The organism is Fulvimarina uroteuthidis (genome assembly GCF_034321785.1).
In the GTDB taxonomy this organism is placed as follows: Bacteria; Pseudomonadota; Alphaproteobacteria; order Rhizobiales; family Rhizobiaceae; genus Fulvimarina; species Fulvimarina uroteuthidis.
Window position 1 is genome coordinate 199,645 of the sequence record NZ_JAXLPB010000002.1, and the last position, 19,394, is coordinate 219,038.

General features: G+C 64.8%; 11 protein-coding genes, 1 tRNA gene and 3 pseudogenes. 6 read left to right on the forward strand and 9 right to left on the reverse strand.

The window, feature by feature from the left end:
* Positions 1-32: 32 nt before the first annotated feature.
* From U0C82_RS05930 to U0C82_RS05940, 3 genes are all read right to left on the reverse strand, one after another.
* On the reverse strand, positions 33-1,736 hold the full coding sequence (locus U0C82_RS05930) for an L-aspartate oxidase (RefSeq protein WP_322186169.1): 1,704 nt from the start codon (positions 1,734-1,736) through the stop codon (positions 33-35).
* Positions 1,737-1,820: 84 nt separating this feature from the next.
* On the reverse strand, positions 1,821-2,822 hold the full coding sequence (gene nadA / locus U0C82_RS05935; protein ID WP_322186170.1) for a quinolinate synthase NadA: 1,002 nt from the start codon (positions 2,820-2,822) through the stop codon (positions 1,821-1,823).
* A 199-nt stretch (positions 2,823-3,021) separates the two neighbouring features.
* On the reverse strand, positions 3,022-4,008 hold the full coding sequence (locus U0C82_RS05940; protein ID WP_322186171.1) for an NUDIX hydrolase: 987 nt from the start codon (positions 4,006-4,008) through the stop codon (positions 3,022-3,024).
* Between the two features lie 196 nt (positions 4,009-4,204).
* Between U0C82_RS05940 and U0C82_RS05945 the strand changes: the two genes are divergently transcribed.
* Together U0C82_RS05945 and U0C82_RS05950 are read left to right on the forward strand one after the other, a co-directional pair.
* Positions 4,205-4,756, forward strand: a complete 552-nt coding sequence (locus U0C82_RS05945; RefSeq protein ID WP_322186172.1) for a TadE/TadG family type IV pilus assembly protein — start codon at positions 4,205-4,207, stop codon at positions 4,754-4,756.
* Between the two features lie 14 nt (positions 4,757-4,770).
* Positions 4,771-5,331 (forward strand): TadE/TadG family type IV pilus assembly protein, encoded by a 561-nt coding sequence (locus tag U0C82_RS05950; RefSeq protein ID WP_322186173.1) that lies wholly within the window; start codon positions 4,771-4,773, stop codon positions 5,329-5,331.
* Between the two features lie 133 nt (positions 5,332-5,464).
* On the opposite strand, the gene U0C82_RS05955 is transcribed toward U0C82_RS05950, so the two are convergent.
* From U0C82_RS05955 to U0C82_RS05965, 3 genes are all read right to left on the reverse strand, one after another.
* Positions 5,465-7,153, reverse strand: coding sequence for an ABC transporter permease (locus tag U0C82_RS05955; protein ID WP_322186174.1), 1,689 nt, complete (start codon positions 7,151-7,153; stop codon positions 5,465-5,467).
* An 88-nt stretch (positions 7,154-7,241) separates the two neighbouring features.
* Positions 7,242-8,288, reverse strand: coding sequence for a Fe(3+) ABC transporter substrate-binding protein (locus U0C82_RS05960; RefSeq protein WP_416186629.1), 1,047 nt, complete (start codon positions 8,286-8,288; stop codon positions 7,242-7,244).
* A gap of 409 nt (positions 8,289-8,697) precedes the next feature.
* Complete coding sequence (locus tag U0C82_RS05965) at positions 8,698-12,720, reverse strand: ATP-binding protein (RefSeq protein ID WP_322186175.1); 4,023 nt, start codon at positions 12,718-12,720, stop codon at positions 8,698-8,700.
* A 283-nt stretch (positions 12,721-13,003) separates the two neighbouring features.
* Here U0C82_RS05965 and U0C82_RS05970 point away from each other — a divergent pair, with 283 nt between their 5' ends.
* The 3 genes from U0C82_RS05970 (at position 13,004) to U0C82_RS05980 (ending at position 16,081) form a co-directional block, all read left to right on the forward strand.
* Entirely contained in the window at positions 13,004-13,468 is a 465-nt protein-coding gene (locus U0C82_RS05970) for a phasin (protein WP_416186630.1), read from the forward strand.
* Positions 13,469-13,754: 286 nt separating this feature from the next.
* Positions 13,755-13,829, forward strand: a tRNA-Gln gene (locus tag U0C82_RS05975).
* A gap of 104 nt (positions 13,830-13,933) precedes the next feature.
* Positions 13,934-16,081, forward strand: a complete 2,148-nt coding sequence (locus U0C82_RS05980; protein WP_322186176.1) for a DUF6538 domain-containing protein — start codon at positions 13,934-13,936, stop codon at positions 16,079-16,081.
* Positions 16,082-16,367: 286 nt separating this feature from the next.
* Here U0C82_RS05980 and U0C82_RS05985 read toward each other — a convergent pair.
* Positions 16,368-16,523, reverse strand: a pseudogene (locus tag U0C82_RS05985) (IS3 family transposase); the annotation flags it as partial.
* Between the two features lie 333 nt (positions 16,524-16,856).
* Positions 16,857-17,638: pseudogene (locus U0C82_RS05995) on the reverse strand (IS3 family transposase); the annotation flags it as partial.
* A gap of 87 nt (positions 17,639-17,725) precedes the next feature.
* Here U0C82_RS05995 and istB point away from each other — a divergent pair.
* Positions 17,726-18,466 (forward strand): annotated as a pseudogene (gene istB / locus U0C82_RS06000) (IS21-like element helper ATPase IstB).
* Between the two features lie 337 nt (positions 18,467-18,803).
* Here the strand turns inward: istB and U0C82_RS06005 are convergent.
* Positions 18,804-19,394 (reverse strand): NADPH-dependent FMN reductase, encoded by a 591-nt coding sequence (locus tag U0C82_RS06005; RefSeq protein ID WP_322186859.1) that lies wholly within the window; start codon positions 19,392-19,394, stop codon positions 18,804-18,806.

A 19,394-nucleotide genomic window follows, 5' to 3' on the forward strand; every position in this document is an offset into this window, starting at 1 on the left:
CGCTTGTCTCGTTCGTGAAGGGAAAGACGTCCTCAGGCGGGCACGGCCGCCATGGGCGGGGCCGTGTGCGAGGGGTTCGAAGACAGTTCGGCAGCGGCGGGACGCCGATGGAACGCGATCGTATCGGCCACGACGCCATCCGGCAGACCCATGTCGCGGAGCGCCGCGCCGGCCGGACCCGGGTCGAGAACGGCGTCGAGCGTGGTCTCGCTGTGGACCGGCGCGCGCTGTTCGCGATGGTCCGACCGGTCGTGCCCGCCCCGGCTTTCGAGCCGCGCCCTTGCCGTCACGGCGATGACGAGGCCGATCTCTGCGGTCGCAAAGCCCTTTGCCGCAAGCGCCGACAATGCGAGAACGGCCGCGTCGAGCCCTTCGGCATCGCGGCTGACGCCCACGTGGCGCGCCATGATCCCGCGCACGAGCGCGAGCGCCGCGCCGACGTCGGCAAGCTTGGGCGAGCGGAGCGGCGGACCGGCGAGCCGCAGAACCGCGCCCTCGCACGGGCGATCGGCGGCGAGAATATCGGCCGCGATCCGCTCGCCGAAGACGAGGGCCTCGGCGAGCGAGTTCGAGGCCAGGCGGTTTGCGCCGTGAAGTCCGCTCGAGGCGCATTCGCCTGCCGCGTAGAGGCCGGCGATCGACGCGCGACCGCGATCGTCCACGGCGATCCCGCCCATGTGATAGTGGGCCGCCGGGCAGACCGGGATCGGCTGGCGGGCCGGATCGATCCCGTTGGCGCGGCAGAGTGCGGTGACGGTCGGAAATTTCGTCTCCATCGTGGCCGCAAGATGGGTGGCGTCGAGAACCACTGTCTCTCCCCGCGCCCGCTGCACGAAAATCGCCCGCGCGACGACGTCGCGCGGGGCAAGTTCGCGGCCCGGCACGTCGGCCATGAACCGGTCGCCCCGGCCGTTGCGGAGGATCGCGCCCTCTCCGCGCAGTGCTTCGGTCGCAAGCGGCAGCGGCGTGCCGGGTGCCGCGGCGATATCGATGGCGGTCGGGTGGAACTGGACGAACTCCATGTCCCGCAGCCTCGCGCCGGCGCGGCCCGCGAGCGCGAGGCCCGACCCGGTGGCGCCCGCCGGGTTGGTCGTCTCGGCATAGAGCGCACCGAGCCCGCCGGTCGCCAGCACCACCGCGCCCGCGCCGATGACGAGGCTGTCGCCGCCGATCGCCTGGCACAGGGCCCCCGCGACGCGGCCGCCATCGTCCGTCAGGAGCGCGGTCGCGACGACCCGTTCGAGGATGGTGATCCGCCGGTTCGCCCTCGCCGCCTCTACCAGGGTCGACAGAACGGCGTGACCCGTTCCGTCGCCGCCCGCCTTGACGATGCGGCGCGCCGAGTGGGCGGCCTCCAGGCCGAGGGCGAAGCCGCCGGTCGCGTCCCGGTCGAAGGGAACGCCGAGACCGGCGAGCCACCGGACGGCGGAGGGCACGTGCGTGGCGACGAGGAGAGCGATCGCCGGCTCGGTGAGGCCGGCGCCGGCATTGACCGTATCGAGGGCGTGGGCCTGCGGACTGTCATCGGCATCCATGGCGGCGGCGATGCCGCCCTGCGCCCAGTCGGTCGCCGCTTCGAGCCCGAGGGGGGCGGCCGTCACGACGATGACCTCTGTGTCTTCGGCGAGCCGCAAGGCGGTTGTGAGGCCCGCGACGCCCGCACCGATCACGAGCGCCGGGGTCGTGCGGTCGGGCAGCCGGGCGTCGAAACGGCCTGGATCTGGATGATGGGTCATGTCGCGGGCCTCCTCGAGGCTGGACGAAAGACGGTCCGGTGGGCGGCGCGTGACGATCACGCACCGCCGACCGGGGAGAAAGTCTCAGACCCGCACGTCGAGCATGCGCTCGACGGCGCGGCGGGCGGGGGCCATCAGATGCTCGGGCACGGTCACCTCGTGCTCCATGTTCTCGAGCGCGGAGCGGATGTTCTTCAGCGTGATCCGCTTCATGTGCGGGCACAGATTGCACGGCTTGACGAATTCGGTGTCCGGGTTCTCGGCCGCCACATTGTCGCTCATCGAGCACTCGGTGATGAGCGCGACGCGGGCCGGCCTGTTGGTCGAGACGAAGTTCGCCATCTGCGCCGTGGATCCGGCGAAATCGGCTTCGTCGACGACGTTCGGGGGACATTCGGGATGGGCGAGGATCGTCACGCCCGGATAGGCCTCGCGCATGTCGCGAATGTCCTGCGGGGTGAAGAGTTCGTGCACCTCGCAATGGCCCGCCCAGGTGATGAGCTCGACCTCGGGAATGTCGCGCTGGACGTTCTGGGCGAGATATTCGTCGGGCAGCATCAGGACGCGCGGCACGCCGAGCGAGCGGATGACGGCATGGGCGTTGCCGGACGTGCAGCAGATGTCGGACGCCGCCTTCACCTCGGCCGAGGTGTTGACATAGGTCACGACGGGTACGCCGGGATAGCGCTCGCGAAGCAGGGCGATGTCGGCGGCCGTGATGGAATCGGCGAGCGAACAACCTGCGCGCAGGTCCGGAATGAGCACGGTCTTGCCCGGATTGAGAAGCTTTGCCGTCTCGGCCATGAAGTGGACGCCGGCCATGACGATCACGTCGGCATCGGTCGTCACCGCCTCGCGGGCGAGCGCAAGCGAATCCCCGACAATATCGGAGACGGTGTGGAAGATTTCCGGGGTCTGGTAATTGTGGGCGAGGATGACCGCGTTCTTTTCGCGCTTCAGATCCAGGATCGCCTGGACATCCTCCTCCATGGTCGCCCATTCCATTCTCGGAACGAAGCGGCTCACCCTGTCGTAGAGCATGTCGGTGGTGCGCGCCGCCGGGCGCTCGAGCACGATCGTCGTCATCGAAGAAGCCTCCTGCTGCAGGACGGCGTCTGCCATCCGGCGCGGGTTGTCATCGCCGCCCCATCTGCGGACCGGCTTATGCTACATATGAGCATAAGTCCTGGAATGCAAGCGCGATCTGGACGGGACCATCGGGCGGGCCACGATCGGGTGCCCAAGACGCGGCCCGCGCCCGTCGTCGGACGGCCCGCCGGCCCGCTCACTCGTCCTTGCCGGGACGCTCCATCGTGATCTCCGGCCGATAGCGGAAGAGCTTGGCCGGACGGCCTCCGGTGTGGACGGACAGGCGGCCGGTTTCCTCGATGAGGCCCTGGCTTTCCATCAGGCGCCGGAAATTCGGCTTGTGCAGCCTGACGCCGGACAGGGCCTCGGCGATGCGCTGGAGATCGAACAGGGTGAATTCGTCCGGCATCAGCTCGAAGAGGACCGGCCGATACTTGATCTTGGCGCGCAGCCGGCCGATGGCGGTCGCCAGCATGCGCCGGTGATCGAGGGCAAGAGGCCATCCGCTCGCCGGGTTCGCTCCCGGCTCGCCGGCGGCACCTGGCCCCCGAATGTCGTGATCCGCCTCGCCGACACCGCGATCGCGGGCCGATTCGGCGACGAGCCCGGCCTCGTAGAGGAGTTCGTAGCGCTCCAGGACGCGCTCCTCGTTCCAACGCGCGCCTTCCCTTCCGAAGGCAGCCTCCACCCGTTCGAGCCGGCTGCGCCGAACCGCGGGGGCGGCGTCGAGCGTCCAGCGCGCGAGCGCCGCACGCAGCTCGCAGGCGGCCTGGGGCGGCCCCTCGCGCCAGTCCTCGTAGGGAAAATGCACATAGAGATCGGCCCATCCGGCGGCCGGACGCTCTTCGGCGGTGCCGCGCACCAGCGCGAGATAGGCGATGGACACGAAGCGGCGGGTTCCCGGACGGCTCTTGTCGCCGAAGGTATAGAGCTGCTCGACAAAGCCGAGCGGCTGGCCGGTCTGGCGCTCCACCCAGCTTCTGACGCCGGATTCGAGGGTGCGGTGCTCGGCCTCCAGCGGGCCGGACGGCAGGGATGAAACCCCGTCCTCGCCCGCATTGGCAAGCAGCACGCGCGGACCGGCCTCGTCGAACGCGATGACGACGGCATTGAGGCCGACGCCGACGGTCTGGCCGTGCGCGTGCGCGCCCATCGTCCACTCCGCGGCTTCGACCTTACTCATTGACGCTTCATCCCGATCGTCCGCCCCGCTGTTCCCATCGGCTTAGCAAAAGAGTGCCTCCGCGACAAAGCACAGTGAGGCGGGCATTTAGGGCGCGCTCGGGACGAAGCAGGCCGGCGCCACCTATCCGACCGTTCGATTCACCGCTTGTTGAAGCCTTGCGGGCATAATCGAACGGAACCGAAGGAGGAGAGACATGCGCCGGGACGCATTGCACCGTGACAGATCGTCGGCCATCCGCAGACGCTTCGCCGACTGGCGCGGCGACAGGCGGGGCGTCGCCGCGATCGAATTCGCGTTCTGCGCGCTGCCGTTCTTCATGATCGTCTTCGCCATCATCGAGACGGGCATCGTCCTGACGGCGGGCGTCGTTCTGGAAAACGGCGTGGATGCGGTGGGGCGGCAGATCCTGACCGGTCAGCTGCACCAGGGCGAGACCCTTCCCAGCAAGGAAGCGTTCTCCAAGCTCGTCTGCGATCAGGTCTCCTATTTCCTCGGCTGCGACAAGCTGGAGATCGATCTGAGGACGTTCTCGAACTTCGCGTCGATCGACCTCACCTACGATCCCACCGACCTGCAATATGTCCTGGGGGAAGGCGACCAGATCAGCGTTCTGCGCGTCTACTACAAATGGGAATGGATCACGTCCTTCCTGCACGGCCTTGCCAGCAGCGACGACGGTACGGTGCTGCTGTCCTCCGTCGCGGCTTTCCAGAACGAGGCGTTTCCGTGCGCGGCCTGCAAATGAACCGGTGGCTCCGCATGCGCCGCGCCATCGGCGCGTTCGCGCGGGCGCGCGACGGCGCCGTCGCGATCGAGTTCGTGCTGGTCCTGCCGATTCTCGTCCTGCTCTATCTCGGCGCGTTCGAGGGAAGCAAGCTGTTCGAGGTGAGCCGCAAGGCGAATACGGCGACGGAGACGATCGGCGATCTCGTCGGCCGCACACGCTCCGTCACGCTCAGAGAACTCAACAACATCTTCGATGTCGCGCGGGCCATCATCTCGCCGTTCGATCCCGGCGAGCTCGACGTGCAGATTTCCGCGATCTCGATCGACCCCCAAGGCAAGGCGACGGTCGACTGGTCGCGCAAGCGCAGCGGCGCCGGCACGCAGAGCATGCCAGGCCTTGCCAAGGGATCGCCCTATGCGCTTCCACCGGACCTCAAGGCGACCGGCAATCTGTTCTACATCATCGTCGACACGCGATATTCCTACCACTCCCCGCTGATACACTCGGTCATCGCCTCCTCGCTCGACATCGACATGACCTACGGGATCGTGCCCCGTCTCTCGTCGATCGTTCCCTGCAGCGATTGCGGCTAGTGCTTCGGCCCGCCCATCGGAATTCTTTTCGCAAGAATGCCCGATGCGTGACATCGAAAGGCGGGCCTGCCGCATCGTGCGCCCCGAGCAGACGCACGATGCGGCAGGCTGCGCGCGTCCGGCCCGGGCTTCTTTACCGGGCCTGTTTCAGGATCGTGCGCGTCAGGACGAGGACCGGCAGGATGCCCGTCGCAACGATCAGCAGCGCTGCGACGGCCGCATCCTCGAACGCCGAGCGCGAGGCGCTGGCATAGACGAAGGTCGCGAGCGTCTCGAAATCGAAGGGACGCAGGAGGATCGTGGCGGACAGTTCCTTCACCGAATCCACGAAGACCAGCATGAACCCGGTCAGAAGCGCCGGCGACATCAGCGGCAGAAGCACCGTGCGCAGCGTGCGTCCCGGACCGTGTCCGAGCGTTCGCGACGCGTGATCGAGATGGGGCGAGAGCTTGGCAAATCCCGATTCCATCGCGCCGTAACCCATCGCCATGAAGCGCACGAAGCAGGCGTAGACGATGGCAGCGCCCGAGCCCGACAGCAGAAGCCCCGTGGAAATCCCGAAATTGTTTCGTAGCACCGCGTCGAGCGCGTTGTCGAAGGCGGCGAGCGGTATCAGGATGCCGATCGCCAGAACCGTTCCGGGAATCGCATAGCCGAGCGTGCCGAGCCGCACGAGCGCAAGCAGCGTCGGCGACCGCGTCAGCCGGACGCCGTAGCTGGTCATGAAGGCGGCGAGCACCGTCAGGAGCCCGGCCGCGCCCGCGACGAGCCCCGTATTGCCCAAGGCGCTCCACAAGGCCGCATCGGTGAACTGATCGAGCCGCCGGAACGCGTAGTCCCCCAGAATATAGGCCGGAATGCCGAAGCCGAACGCGATGGGAAGCGCACAGGCGAGCCCCGCCAGGAGGCCGTAGCCGGCTTTCAGCGGGTGACGGCCGACGCTCGCCCTGTCGTCGCGGCTCAACGTGTAGCGCTGGTCGCGCCGCGCCGCCCGCTCGAGCAGCACCAGCCCGACGATGACGACCAGCATGGCAAGCGCGAGCTGGGTCGCCCCGGCCAGATCGCCCCGGTTGAGCCAGGTCGAGTAGACCGAGAAGGTCAGCGTGCGCACGCCCAGGAATTCGACCGCGCCGATATCGTTGATCGTCTCCATGAGGGCGAGCGCGACGCCCACCGCGATGGCGGGCCGCGCCATGGGCAGGAGGACCCTGACGAACGCCATGCCGGGCCCCGAGCCGAGGGTCCGGGCGACATCGGCCGCCTTGCGTCCCTGCATTAGGAAGACGAGCCGGACCGTGAGGAACACGTAGGGGTAAAGAACGGAGGAGAGGATGATGACGGCGCCGGGCAGCGAGCGCACGTCCGGAAACCAGTAGTCGCGCCCCGACGCATATCCGAAACCCTGCCGGATCGCGGTCTGGACGGGGCCGGTGAAATGGAGGAACTCGGTGACGCAATAGGCTGCGATATAGGTCGGGACGGCAAGCGGCAGGACGAGCGCCCAGGAAAACAGCCGACGGCCGGGAAAGTCGAAGCTCGCCGTCAGCCAGGCGGTCACCACGCCGACGATGCCGGTGACCAACGCCACCCCCAGCATCAGGAGGATCGTCACCCGCGTCGCCTCCGGCAGGACGGTCGACAGAAGATGGGCCCAGCTTTCGCTTGCCCCGGAGGAAACGGCGATCACGATCAGCGAGACGACCGGCATCACGGTGACCAGCGCAATCAGCGTCGCCATGACGAGCCAGCGCTTCCCGACGCCCGGCCGCGGGCGGCGGCGGATGCGAAGGTCCGGCTTCAGGAGCGAGGCGTGTGCTGACATTCGGAACGGGCGACCTGACGGTAAAACGGTAAAAGGCCCCGCCCGTCTTTGCCGGGCGAGGCCAAATCGCGAACAGGAAACGGTGCGCTTAGCTCTGCGGTCCGCTGTCGTATGCCACCTCGTCGACGATGCGCGAGGCCGCATCGCGGTGCGAGGCGATGGCCGAAAGCGAAATGTCGTCCTTGTTGAACTCGCCGAAGCCCTGAACGAGATCGGAGGTTTCGATGCCCGGCTCCAGCGGATATTCGTAATTGGCGTCCGCGTAGATCTTCTGGGCCTCCTCGGAGGACAGGAAGTTCATCAGCTTGATCGCGTTCTCCTTGTTCGGCGCGTTCTTGGCGAGCGCGATGCCGGAGATGTTGGCATGGGTCTTGCCGTTGTCGAACGTCGGCATGATCACCTTGATGGCCTCGGCCCATTCCTTCTGCTCGGGCTCCTTCTCGTTGGTCATCATCTGACCGACATAGTAGGTGTTGCCGATGGCGATGTCGCATTCGCCGGCGAAGATCGCCTTGGCCTGATCGCGGTCGCCGCCCTCGGGCCGGCGGGCGAGATTGTCGCGAAGACCGGTGACCCACTCGCGCGCGGCATCTTCGCCGTAATGCTCGATATAGGCGGCGATCAGCGCGATATTGTACTGGTGCTGGCCCGAACGGGTGCAGATGCGTCCCTTCCACTCGGGCGATGCCAGCTCCTTGTAGGTGAGCGCATCGACGTCGACCCGGTCCTTGGAGGCATAGACGACGCGACCGCGCGCCGTCAAGCCGAACCACTGATTGTCGGCATCCTGGAATTCGGCCGGAATGGTCTCGTTGATCGTCTCGCCGGTCACCGCCTGCGTGACGCCTTCCTGCTTGGCGGCATCGAGGCGGCCGATATCGACGGTCATGATGACGTCGGCGGGGGAGTTCGCACCCTCGGCGGAGACCCGCTGCTCCAGACCCTTGTCGATGAAGATCGTCGCCGTGGAAAGGCCGGTCTCTTCGGTGAAGGCGTCGAGCACCGGCTGGATCAGCTCGGGCTGGCGGGAGGTATAGATGTTCACGTCGGCAGCCGACGCGATGCCAGGGGTCATGGCCGCCGAAACGGCAGCGATCGAAAGCGTGAAGGCGCTGGCGGTGGTCTTGAAGCTCATGGGTCGTCAAACTCCTCGCGGTCAAAGGGCGATTGGTTCTTCATTCGAAGATCGAACGGCGGCGGCAGAACATCGTCAAGGGATGCAAACCCTGGCGCCCGCCGCCCATGCTCTGCCCGATGAACCCTGGCGTTTCAAGTCTTATCGGCGCGATAAGACAACAATAACAATGCTTTAGAACTCTTCTAAACTTGAATCGTTCTGAACTGTGCATGGATTTGACTGTAAAAAGAAGACGATAGGGCGGTGGGCGAAGATGGGCCCGACGCCGCTGCCAGTCTCCGCTTGCGATGCGCGACATGGCCGCGCGGGCAGCCGCCGGCGCGGTTCGCGGCGGGAGCGCCCTCCGGCGAACGAAGAAGGCAGAACGGCAGGCGATCGCCCGCCGCCTTGCGTCGGCCGCAGCCGCTCAGTCCGCAATGACCTGTTCGGGTGCAAACCGAAGCTCGACGACCGTTCCGCCATGCGGACTGGACTCGATCACCAGCTCCGCGCCGTTCGCCTCCGCCATCGCATGGGCGAGCGGAAGTCCGAGGCCGGTTCCCACGCTGCCCCGCCCGCCCGCATTCTTGACCCGGCCATAGGGGCTCTTGGCGATCTCGAGTTCCGTCTCGCTCATGCCGACGCCGTTGTCGCGGCACTTCAGCGTCACGCCGCCGTCCTCGCGATATTGGCTGGACAGGATGATCTGGCCGCCGGTCGGCGTGTAGCTGATCGCGTTCTGGATGAGATTGGTGATGATCTGGCGGATCGAGCGCGCGTCGGCGATCACCGGTGGAACGGAGGGCGGAAGATTGGAGCGCAGCACGATGCGGGCACTGCCGGCGACGGGTTGCATCATCGAGACGACTTCCCCGGCCACCTGATTGAGAGCGACGGCGCCGAAATCGAGTTCCAGCTTTCCCGATTCCGCCTTAGAGAGATCGAGAAGATCGTTCACCAGATCGAGGACGTGGCGGCCCGACCGTTTGATATCGCTGATATAATCCAGATAGCGCGGATTCCCGATGGGCCCGAAGGCCTCGCTTTCGATCGCATCGGAAAAGCCGAGGATCGCAGTCATCGGCGTGCGGATCTCGTGGGCGACGGCCGCGAGGAAGTGCGTCTTGCGCAAGGATTCGTCCTCGGCCCGCCCCGCATCGATGCGGTCGTTTCCGCCCCCGGCCCTTTCGGTCGCGGCGTCGGCGCCGGCCCGGTCGCGCAGGATCACGCACCAGCCGCCGGTCTCCAGCGGTTCGGCCATCGCGGCAAGCAGCTTGACGGCGCCCTCGCGCCCGCGCACGTCGAGATCGAACGCGGCGGTGCCGCTTGCCGCCTCGCCCTCGCTCGCGGCGGCCCGCACGAGATCGCGGGCGCGCTCGCGGCTTGTGCTCTCGAACAGGTCGGTGAACGCCCGGCCGAGCGGCGGCGCGCGCCCGGTCCCGTCGGCAGGCGCGTTCGTTTCGGCGAACAGGCTCGAGGCGCGCGCGTTCGCAGCCTCCACCCGGCCCTCGGGATCGAGAAGCAGCACGGCACTGCCGGCGGTCTCGACGCTTGCGGCGAGCGTCGACAGGCGCGCCGCATCCGCCTTCACGGCCGGCTCGCCTTCGGCCGGGACCGCGTCCCGCGACGTCTCGCCGAGACCTGCGACCGTCAGGCGGGGCGTGGCGAAGAACGAGATGACCAGGAAGGAGCGGGCCTGCATGACGATGCGCTGCATTCGTGCGCGCACGTCGATGGTCTTGCCGTTCGCCCGGCGAAGACGCACGCCTTCTCCGGCGGCGCTCTCATCGAAGAGATGATCGAGGCCGCCCGCCGCCGACAGGGCTCCGGCATCCCTGTAGCCGGTCAGGTCGGCGAACTCGTCGTTGGTGTAGACCGTGCGATCGCCGTTCTGGACGAGGATCGGCACGGGAAGCCGCCCGTAATAGGCCACGAGATCGGCGGCGACGCGGGCATCGAGGCGCGCGCTCGCCCCCGTTCCGGCCGCGCTTTCGTCGCGCACCTCGTCGCGGTCGCCGCTCTGGCCGGGTTCGGGAGAGGCGGCGGGAAGCTTGCCGCCGAACAGGGCGATCTTCTGCTTCGCCGTCTGGATGGCGCTTTCGAGCTTCTCGTTGCCGGTGGCCCCGGACAGGGCGACGCCGATGGTCCGGAAAGCCGCCGCCTCGTCGGCGCTCAGAAGCGCGTCGCGTCGGCGGCGTCGTTGCGAAAGCCGCACGACGCCGTCCCGGTCCTCGCCCGACCCGTGACCTGCGTCCGGCCCTTCCGCGGGGTCTGACGACGTGAACGCCGCTCCGACACCGTCGCCGTCACCCGGCGCGGCGGCTTCGGCCGCGAAGGCGGACAGATCGTCGGCCGTGGCGACCGCCGCGTCCGCCACGATCTCGCGCACCGTCCGGCCCGAGGCCAGCATCTGGCCGAACGCGTTCGGGTCGCTCTCGCCGTCGCGGGGACGCGCGACGCCGAAACCGCGAAATCCGTCGAAGCTGCGGTCGCGCGAATAGACCGGCAGAGCCGCCAGATCGATCGGAATACGCCTGTCCGTCCCCTCGACGGGCCAGAAGACGGTGCGGTCCGACCAGGTATCCCGGCGCGCCAGGAGTTCGGCGACCTCGCCGCTCGGATCGAGGTCGAACGCGTCCGCCATGTCGGCGAAGTGCACGCCGATGACGTCCGCCGCGCGCGGGCCGACCGTTTCGGAAAGCTCCGGCGAAAGCGTCTGGAACCGCCCTTCATGATCGAGGCGCCAAACGAAGCGGGCCGGCTCGCCATCAAGGTCGGGCCGAAAATTCACGGCAGGCCCGTCCTCATCGCTCACGACGGCCGTGTCCGCCCGGTCGGCCCCGTCCGGCTCGATCCAGTCCGACCCTATCTCGTCCGAGACGATCCCGTCCGACACGATCCCGTCCGGACGCGTAACCGGGCGGTTGAAATCGCCGGCCGTCGCCAGGCGGAATTCGCCTGCTCCCGCCCGCCCGGTGTCCTCTACCGTCCCGGCATCATCGCAAGCCGAAGCCCGATCCGGACCGGACCCGTTCGCCGGGCCGTCTTCCGCCGTCTTCGGCGCCGGCACGGAAACGGGTGTCGAACCCCAGTTCGAACGCGTGCGAGACGGCGCGGGGTCGCCGGCGACAGGGTCTGCGTCGAGGGGTCCGGGTGACCGATCGGCGGCCGGGTCCACATCCGTTTCGCCCGCCCCTTCGCCCGACGCTCCGGCCTCCTTCTGCGCGAAGGCGAAAGCGGCAGCGGCGCCGATGCCGGCGCCAAGGAAGGCCATGATCGGCGGGACGCGCAACGCGGTCTCCGACGCACCCTCGCCCGAAGGCGAACCCGGTTGCGGAGCGTTGTCGGCTTCCGGGCCGCGTGCCGGATCGGCCGTTCCGCGAGCCGAGCCGTCCCGATCGCCGGGAACCGGCTCGACGTCCGCCATGGCCGCCGTCGCGGCATCGTCGGCGCCTGCCTCGCTGCGCGAAGGAGCGTTTCCATCGCGATCACGGTCGCCCGCGATCCGCTCGAGCACCGCGCCACCCAGAGCGGCACCGGCGGCGGTCAGGAGCGACCCGCCAACGGATTTGAGCGCCTCGATCTCATGGGCGAACGACGCTTCGTTGCGCCCGGGATCGTCCTGACGCGGACCGTCATGGCCCGGATCGTCATGGCCCGGATCGTCATGGCCCGGATCGTCATGGTTTGATTCGTCATGGCCGCGGGGCGCGCCCGCCGGCGGGGCCTGAAGGGCAGCGTCACGATGCACCATGGCGTCCTCGGCCCTGTCGGCATCGGCGCGCGGGGCCGCTGCGTCATCGCCCGTACCGCCATCGCCCGCGAGGTCGAAGACGGCGAAACCGCCGCGATCCCTTCGCCAGACCGCGATCATGCGCCGGGTCAGCTTCATCAGCCCGATCGGCTCGCCGCCGGGCAGGAACGCCCCGTCGAACAGCGCCTCGCCGTCCTTCAGGTCGTAGAGGTCTTCCATGTAGACCTGCCGGGTCTCGCCGAATCCGGCGTCGAACCACGAACGGTCCGAGGTCCAGATCGCGATCGGCTGATCGCCGATGTCGGCGAGCGCGCGTTGCGCCTCGTGCCCGGACCCCTGCGCGCCGGCGGCCTCGAAGCTGACGAGAACGAGGGTCCGGCCCTTGTCGCCGATCGCAAGGCGTTCGGCCTTGAACGCGGACCCGGCCGAAGCGCCCCGGTGGAGGACGCCCGCCATGGCGGCGGGATCGAGTGCCGCCGCGATATCGTCGGCCAGCGCGCAGCCTCCCTCGCGCTGGGGGCCCGGCGCGATGCCGAAGCGCGCGGCCGCGTCGACATTCGCCCAGACGATCGCGGAAAGGTCCGGACGCAGCGCCAGGCATGCGCTGCCGGACCGGCGCGCCTCGACGACGCTGCGGCATGCCATCAGCACCAGCGTGTCGGGCAGGTCGTCGCGGGTCAGGTCTCCAAGAATCACGGCTCTGATGCCCCTGCTGCTCGTTCTTGCGGTGAATTCAAATCGGCGTATCCGCTTAACACTCTTTTCATAAAGCGCGACGACCGCGAACGCCACGTTGCGCGCGCCCTCCCGCGGAACTTCCGCACATCAGACTTAACCAACCCGTTTTGACGCAAATGCCGGGGTTTATGTTGCATTGCACAAAAACTTGTGCTACATAATTGGGCAGCAAGGCCGTTCGGGAACAGATTCCGATCGCGGCTGTTTGTATCATAACGTAAGAATGATTGAGGAGCTCTCCATGGCAAACGCCAAGAACAACGATCCATTCGGTCTCGGTAACGCACAGTCGATGATGGGCATGGATCCGTCGAAGATGACGGAAACCTTCCGCGCCATGACCGAAAAGTCCATGGAGCAGTCCAAGGATGCTTACGGCCGCATGCGCGCTGCTGCCGACGAGGCCTCCAAGGCCCTGGAGTCGACGATGGAAAATGCCCATCAGGGCTCGCTCCAGCTGTCCAAGAAGGCGCTCGACGCGATGCGCGCCAATGCCGATCTCGGCTTCAGGCATCTCGACGCGATGATGGGTGCGAAATCCTTCTCGGAAGTCATCGAGATGCAGACGGGCTTCCTGCGCGAGCAGGCCGAACTGAACACCACCCAGGCCAAGGAAATCCAGGCGATGACGCAGAGCGTTGCCCAGGAACTGATGAAGCCGGGCAAGGACGCCTTCGACAAGGCCGCCAAGCAGACCGGCAAATGATGGCGTCCGGCGCGATGCGATCCCACGCTTGCCGCGCGGGTTCGAACCCTCGCGCCCCGGCCGACCTCTCGTAACGGTACAATCCCGGCCCGTGCCGGGATTTCTCATTGGTGATGATTAATATATAGGCATCGGATCGGTTTTGGCGTGCCGCGCCCGCCGCAGCGCGAAATTTAGCCGCGGCGACAGCCGCTTCGGGGCCGGACCGATTTACAAGACCGAGCGGTCCCGTCTATAGACAGGCCGCGCCCCGATCATGTCTCCGGCCTGTTCGGCGCGCGTGCGTTGGGGCGTCGCCAAGTGGTAAGGCAGCGGCTTTTGGTGCCGCCATTCGCAGGTTCGAATCCTGCCGCCCCAGCCAGATCTTCCAAGCCATTGATTTTGCTCAATCCACCTTTGGCTGGGGCGCCCCCTGTGCCGAGTGAGACACAGGACTGCGACACAAACGTGAGACACGGAGTGTCGATGATGGCCATCGGATCGAACTTGGAGCGTCGCGGCGCTGTCTATTACTGGCGCAAGCGAATTCCCGAATTTCTCGCGCGAAGGATCGGCGCGAATCAGCTACGCTACAGTCTGGGAACGAAGGACCTTGCCGCTGCGCGTTATCTCGGGGCGGGCCTGAACGCGAAGGCTGCGGAACTGATGCTCGACGAACGTCCGGAGGTAACAAAGCAGCAGTTGGCTGCGGTTTTCATGGCGACGCTCAAGGCACACAAACGTAAGCTTTCCATCCTCGCAGATCTCTCGCGCAACGATCCGACCTTCGACATCGAGGAGGAAGCGCGGGAAGAGACTGCCATGGGCTACTCCTACAAGCTGTTGTCGCGATACGGCGCCGGTGTCGCGAACGGTTCGAAGGTGCAAACGGAACTTAGCGAAGTCGGTCTCGACGCGCCTTCGATTGAAGCGGTCTGCAACACGCTCCAGCGGATGAAAGAAAACGGACAGCATCGGCCATCACAGGTCCGGATTGCCGAAGCGATGAAGGCAGCAGGCATTATGGTGTCGGCGGCGACCATGGCGAGGGTCGAACCGGTCTATCTGCGCGCTCTCGGCGAGGCGCTACTCGACACGAAGTCCCGGTACGAGGACGAGCCAATCGATTTCGGAACCCTTATTAGCAGCCTAACCGAGGGAGAAACTGGCGTGTCGACGCCGTTGCAGGAACCTGCTGACGCCTCCCCCGAACGAGAAGGATCCTCAAGCGTCCGAGCTAGAAGCAAGGAAAAAAACCATCTCGCTTCATACGCTGACGAACCGCGATCCCCCGAAGACTGGAACGACGCTTCGCGCTGCGAGGCCCGTATGTCATCGAACGTTCGCGGTGATAGCCGAAAGGATCCGGCTGTCGACACGATCTACACCCCTTCGATCGATCCCGTTGCGCTCAAGGTGCGCTGGAACGACGGCAGGGCTTTACCGGTCGTTTCAGCTCCTGCGAACGTCGCTGACGACATCGACGCTATCGGTGCCAAGCTGATCGCCGGAAAGGTCGGAGAGAAGGAAGACGATCGGGAATGGGATGAGAAGACGGTCCGACAGGCTCGGATGATCTTCGACCTCTTCGCTCGCTTCTTGGCAGAAGAACGCGATGTCGCATCTCTTGCCGGACTTGCCCAAGCCGACCTCGACGCCTTCGACGGCTTTCTTCGCACTCTGTACAAATCCTACGGCAAGAGCCCTGCCGACAAGACGCGATCGATCGCCGAACTCCGTTCGGTTGCCGGAATGAAGCCTGCGGACGAACGCGGACTTTCGGGCCAGACCCGAAACCGGCATCTCACCTTCATCGGCCAGCTTCTCAGGCGCGCGAAGGCGTCCGGTCTCAAGCTCGATCGGGATCTCGACCTTTCCGAGTTCCGGGCGAAGAAGTCCAAGCGCGGACGTGACGATCGGCCGGTCCCGAAGCTTGAACAGATAGAAGGCTTCTTCCGTTCGCCGATTTTTACCGGTTGCCGCGACTGGGACGATATTCACCGGGAAGGTCCACTCACCTTCCATCGCGCCGCTTATTTCGGACCGCTTCTTGGAAACTATCAGGGTATGCGCCGTGAGGAGTATTGCGGCCTCGCGGTCGCGGATATCGTTTCAGATGTCGGCGACAACCCGTTTCTCATCATTGAGAAGAACGAATTCCGCCGCATCAAGAACGATCAGTCGAAGCGAAGCCTTGCACTCCATCCGGAACTGATCCGCCTTGGATTTCTTGAATATGTCAAAACGATCCGGGCTCTCGGTTACGACCGGCTGTTCCCCGACCTTCACTCGCCATCGACAAGTAGTCCTCTCGGCGACCGGCTCTACGACGAAATTTTGCCTGCCTTGAAAGCGTCAGGGTTCACGCCGCATCAGTCTCGCCATTTCTTCAACAATTCCCTCAAGCATTCGCGGGTGGCGGAGGAACTTCGAGCCGATCTGATGGGTCATGGCGGAAAAAGCGAGACCACGGAACGCTACTGTGATCCTGCTTCGATTGCGATGCAGCTCGAAGACATTGCAAAACTCCCAATTGTTACTGCGCATCTCGAAAGAATGCCAATCCGGCTTGTTTCGTGGGTCGACGCGAAGCAGTCTGCGCCGTGGGGACGTCCACGACGGCGAAAAAATTAAGCAATCTCATCCAGCTTGGTTGTTTCCAGAGTCGGAGAGAATTCAAGCTGTATGCGTTCGTCCTGAGATAATATCTTCAAGCGTGATGTAGCTGGCGTTGAGTGCCCTGCTCTCCGGCAGGGCCGGGATGGTCACCATGTTACGCCGGGCAGGCTGACGACGGGATCGTCGCTCAATGGCGCGATGGTTGCCAATGCATGTAGCGGCACGCTGGACCACCCATTCGTCGTTCTGTGCTAGCAGCAGGATTGGACTTGTTTCGCTAATGTGAAGAGCGTTTTCGGTTTTATGCTGCCAGCCTCTCGAATCGAAGCGGGCTGATGAAATCGAGCGCCGAGTGGCGGCGGACAGGCTTATAGAAGCCATCGATATATCGACCGATCGCGTTGGAGGCCTCGAAGCGGGTTTGGAAGATGGTGCGCCAGACGAGTGCCGCCTTCAACTGTCAAATCGCGTCGAACCGTGGGTCTGACGCAAACTCGATGACAGTCATCCTGCCCCAAGAATCCGAGCTTCCAGCAGATCAATCTTCGCGCGCCCGTACATTTTCCGCTCACGAACTTGAGTTTGTTGACCTGGCACTCGGTCTGACCGTTCGACCAAGACTCGGTAGACCGCCGTTCAGGGCGGGTGAGAGAGCTCGGGAGAGCTGGAAGGACAAGCTGTTCAAAGCAAGGCAAAAGGATACCGATGCCCGGTGGACGGTGAAGTTTTCCAAGGCCAAACCGGTGGAGAACGGCCAGAAGCAGCATATCGACATCGCGATCCCGACCTTCAGGACATCGATGACGTTGATCGAGTTCAGCTTCCGATCGATCCGGATCGCCAGACTTTCGCGGGTGAACTCGTCGATGACATTCAGCATGCGGAACTTCCTTCCGTCATGGGTCCGGCTCTCGACGAAGTCGTAGGACCAGACGTGATTGGGATACTCCGGCCGCAGACGGACGCATGATCCGTCGTTCAGCCAGAGCCGACCTTTTTTCGGTTGCTTCTGTGGGACTTTGAGCCCTTCCCGCCGCCAGATACGCTCGACGCGTTTGACGTTCACCGTCCAGCCTTCGCTCTTCAGCATGGCGGCGATCCGGCGGTAGCCGTACCGGCCGTATTCGCTGGCAAGCCGGATGATATCCGCGGTCAGCGCCTCCTCATCAGCCCGACCGCTTGCCTTCTTGCGCTGCGTCGATCGATGCTGACCAAGAACCAGGCATGCCATGCGCTCCGACACGCCGAGCTTGGAGACGACATGGTCGACGCATTCCCGACGACGCGAAGGGCTCAGAAGTTTCCCGACGCAGCCTCACTGAGAATCAGCTTCTCGAGCGTCAGATGGGAGACCGCCTTGCGTAGACGCTCGTTCTCCTTCTCAAGATCCTTCAGGCGCTTTACCTGGCTGCCCTTCAGGCCGCCATACTCCTTGCGCCAGCGATAATAGGTGAATTGCGTGACGCCGATCGCGCGAACCGCCTCCGCCACGCTTCGGCCCTGCGAAACCAAGACATCGACCTGCCGCAGCTTCGCGACGATCTCTTCAGGTTTGTGCTTCTTGTTCGGCATGCTCTCGTCCTCCGATGGTCTCAAAAACCATACTTCATTGAGGACCACTTTCGTGGGGGCAGACCAATGACGAAGGGACGTTCTCTCATGCTGAACCATCCGACCATCGACCAGATGCAGACCCTCGGCCTTGCCGGAATGGCGAGTGCCTATCGCGAATTGAGCGATCAACCTGGAGCGAGCGAGCTTGCCCGCGACGAATGGTTGGGTCTCATGCTCGATCGCGAGACCGCCGTTCGCGCTGACAAGCGGCTGACCAACCGCCTTCGGCTTGCCAAGCTCCGCTTTCCCGACGCTTCCATCGAGGATATCGATTTTGCCGCCGCCCGCGGTCTCGATCGACACCATGTGCTATCATTGGCCCAGGGCGAATGGTTGAAAGCCAACGAGAATTTGATTCTCAACGGCCAGACCGGCACTGGCAAGACGTGATAGGCCTGCGCCTTCGGCCGACAGGCGGCTCGGCTCGATCACTCTGTCCTCTATGTCCGAATGCCCCGCCTGTTCGAGGATCTGGCCATGGCCCGCCTCGATGGCCGCTTTCCGAGTTTGGTCGACAAGCTCGCTCGTGCCCAGCTTCTGATCCTCGATGACTGGGGAACCAACGGTCTGGGCGATCAACAGCGCCTCGACCTTCTGGAAATCTGCGAAGAACGCTACCGCCGGAAATCCACCTTGATCACCGCTCAGGTGCCCGTATCGCGCTGGCACGATCTCATCGGAAGCCCGACAATCGCCGACGCGATCCTGGATCGCCTCGTCCACAACGCCCACCGCATCAACCTGGAAGGAGAAAGCATACGCAAAACCAAAACCGTCGCCGCTTGACCGCGATCGCAATCCGCGAAATCAATCACCCTTGAACGAAACAAGGCTCTTCGATCTTCACGCCCAAAGCTGTCCGCGACTTTCCGAAACGAGTGTCCGCGACTTAGCGAAACGACTGTCCTGAATCAGCGAAATCCGCAAGCAAAATTTTCTGATTGCGGGTGCGGGCCGATACCGGACTGTCCGCTCGCAGATTTTCGGCGCAAGGAGCTGCCATCCAGCGTTCAAGTACCGAAGAGAAGTATTTCGTCTGAATCGGAAACTGCCACGTTTCCACACGGCTAAGATGGAGCATTCGTACCTGAATGCGCCCTTTCTCGAACCTGCGTTTTCCATGTCAGAAAGGGGGTGATCTCCGCTCCTTCTGGAACTTCGCCGCATCAGACCACCATTCGAGATCGGCTGCGAAGCGGTCGAAATTCCGTTCTAATGCCTCACCGGCTTTGCCTGTCGGAGCTGCGTCTTCGTCAAGTGTCGAAATGATCGGCCCAACTGCCAAAGTCGAGGATGTAACGACCATGCCCATTTCCGATAACGTCCCGTGCCAGGCGAGACCTGCACGAACGCCCGAGAGACGGCCGGCGGAATAGCTGGCCATCGCGGCTGGACGCCAAAACCACTCTTCCAGAAAGTGATCTGTCAGGTTTTTCAAACCCGGCTGGATGCCCCAGTTGTATTCGCCCACAACGAAAACGAATGCGTCGGCCGCAGTGATTTTGGCGGCAAGTGCCTGGAGAGCTTCGGGGGCCTCTCCGACGGGATATTCTTTGTACATGCGATCGAGCATCGGGAGTCCTACGGCTTTTGCGTCAATGAGCTCCACTTCGTGACCGCGTTTGCTGAAGGCGGTCACGAGGAAGTTTGCGAGCCGGATACCGGTTCGATCCTGACGGTAGGAGCCGTAGAAGACGAGGATCCGGTGGGACAA

Coding starts and splice junctions, on each gene's coding strand:
- U0C82_RS05955 (WP_322186174.1), bottom strand. CDS start 7,153: ATGTCAGCACACGCCTCGCTCCTGAAGCCGGACCTTCGCATCCGCCGC.
- U0C82_RS05950 (WP_322186173.1), top strand. CDS start 4,771: ATGCGCCGCGCCATCGGCGCGTTCGCGCGGGCGCGCGACGGCGCCGTC.
- U0C82_RS05960 (WP_416186629.1), bottom strand. CDS start 8,288: ATGAGCTTCAAGACCACCGCCAGCGCCTTCACGCTTTCGATCGCTGCC.
- U0C82_RS05940 (WP_322186171.1), bottom strand. CDS start 4,008: ATGAGTAAGGTCGAAGCCGCGGAGTGGACGATGGGCGCGCACGCGCAC.
- U0C82_RS05930 (WP_322186169.1), bottom strand. CDS start 1,736: ATGACCCATCATCCAGATCCAGGCCGTTTCGACGCCCGGCTGCCCGAC.
- U0C82_RS05980 (WP_322186176.1), top strand. CDS start 13,934: ATGATGGCCATCGGATCGAACTTGGAGCGTCGCGGCGCTGTCTATTAC.
- U0C82_RS05945 (WP_322186172.1), top strand. CDS start 4,205: ATGCGCCGGGACGCATTGCACCGTGACAGATCGTCGGCCATCCGCAGA.
- nadA (WP_322186170.1), bottom strand. CDS start 2,822: ATGACGACGATCGTGCTCGAGCGCCCGGCGGCGCGCACCACCGACATG.
- U0C82_RS05970 (WP_416186630.1), top strand. CDS start 13,004: ATGGCAAACGCCAAGAACAACGATCCATTCGGTCTCGGTAACGCACAG.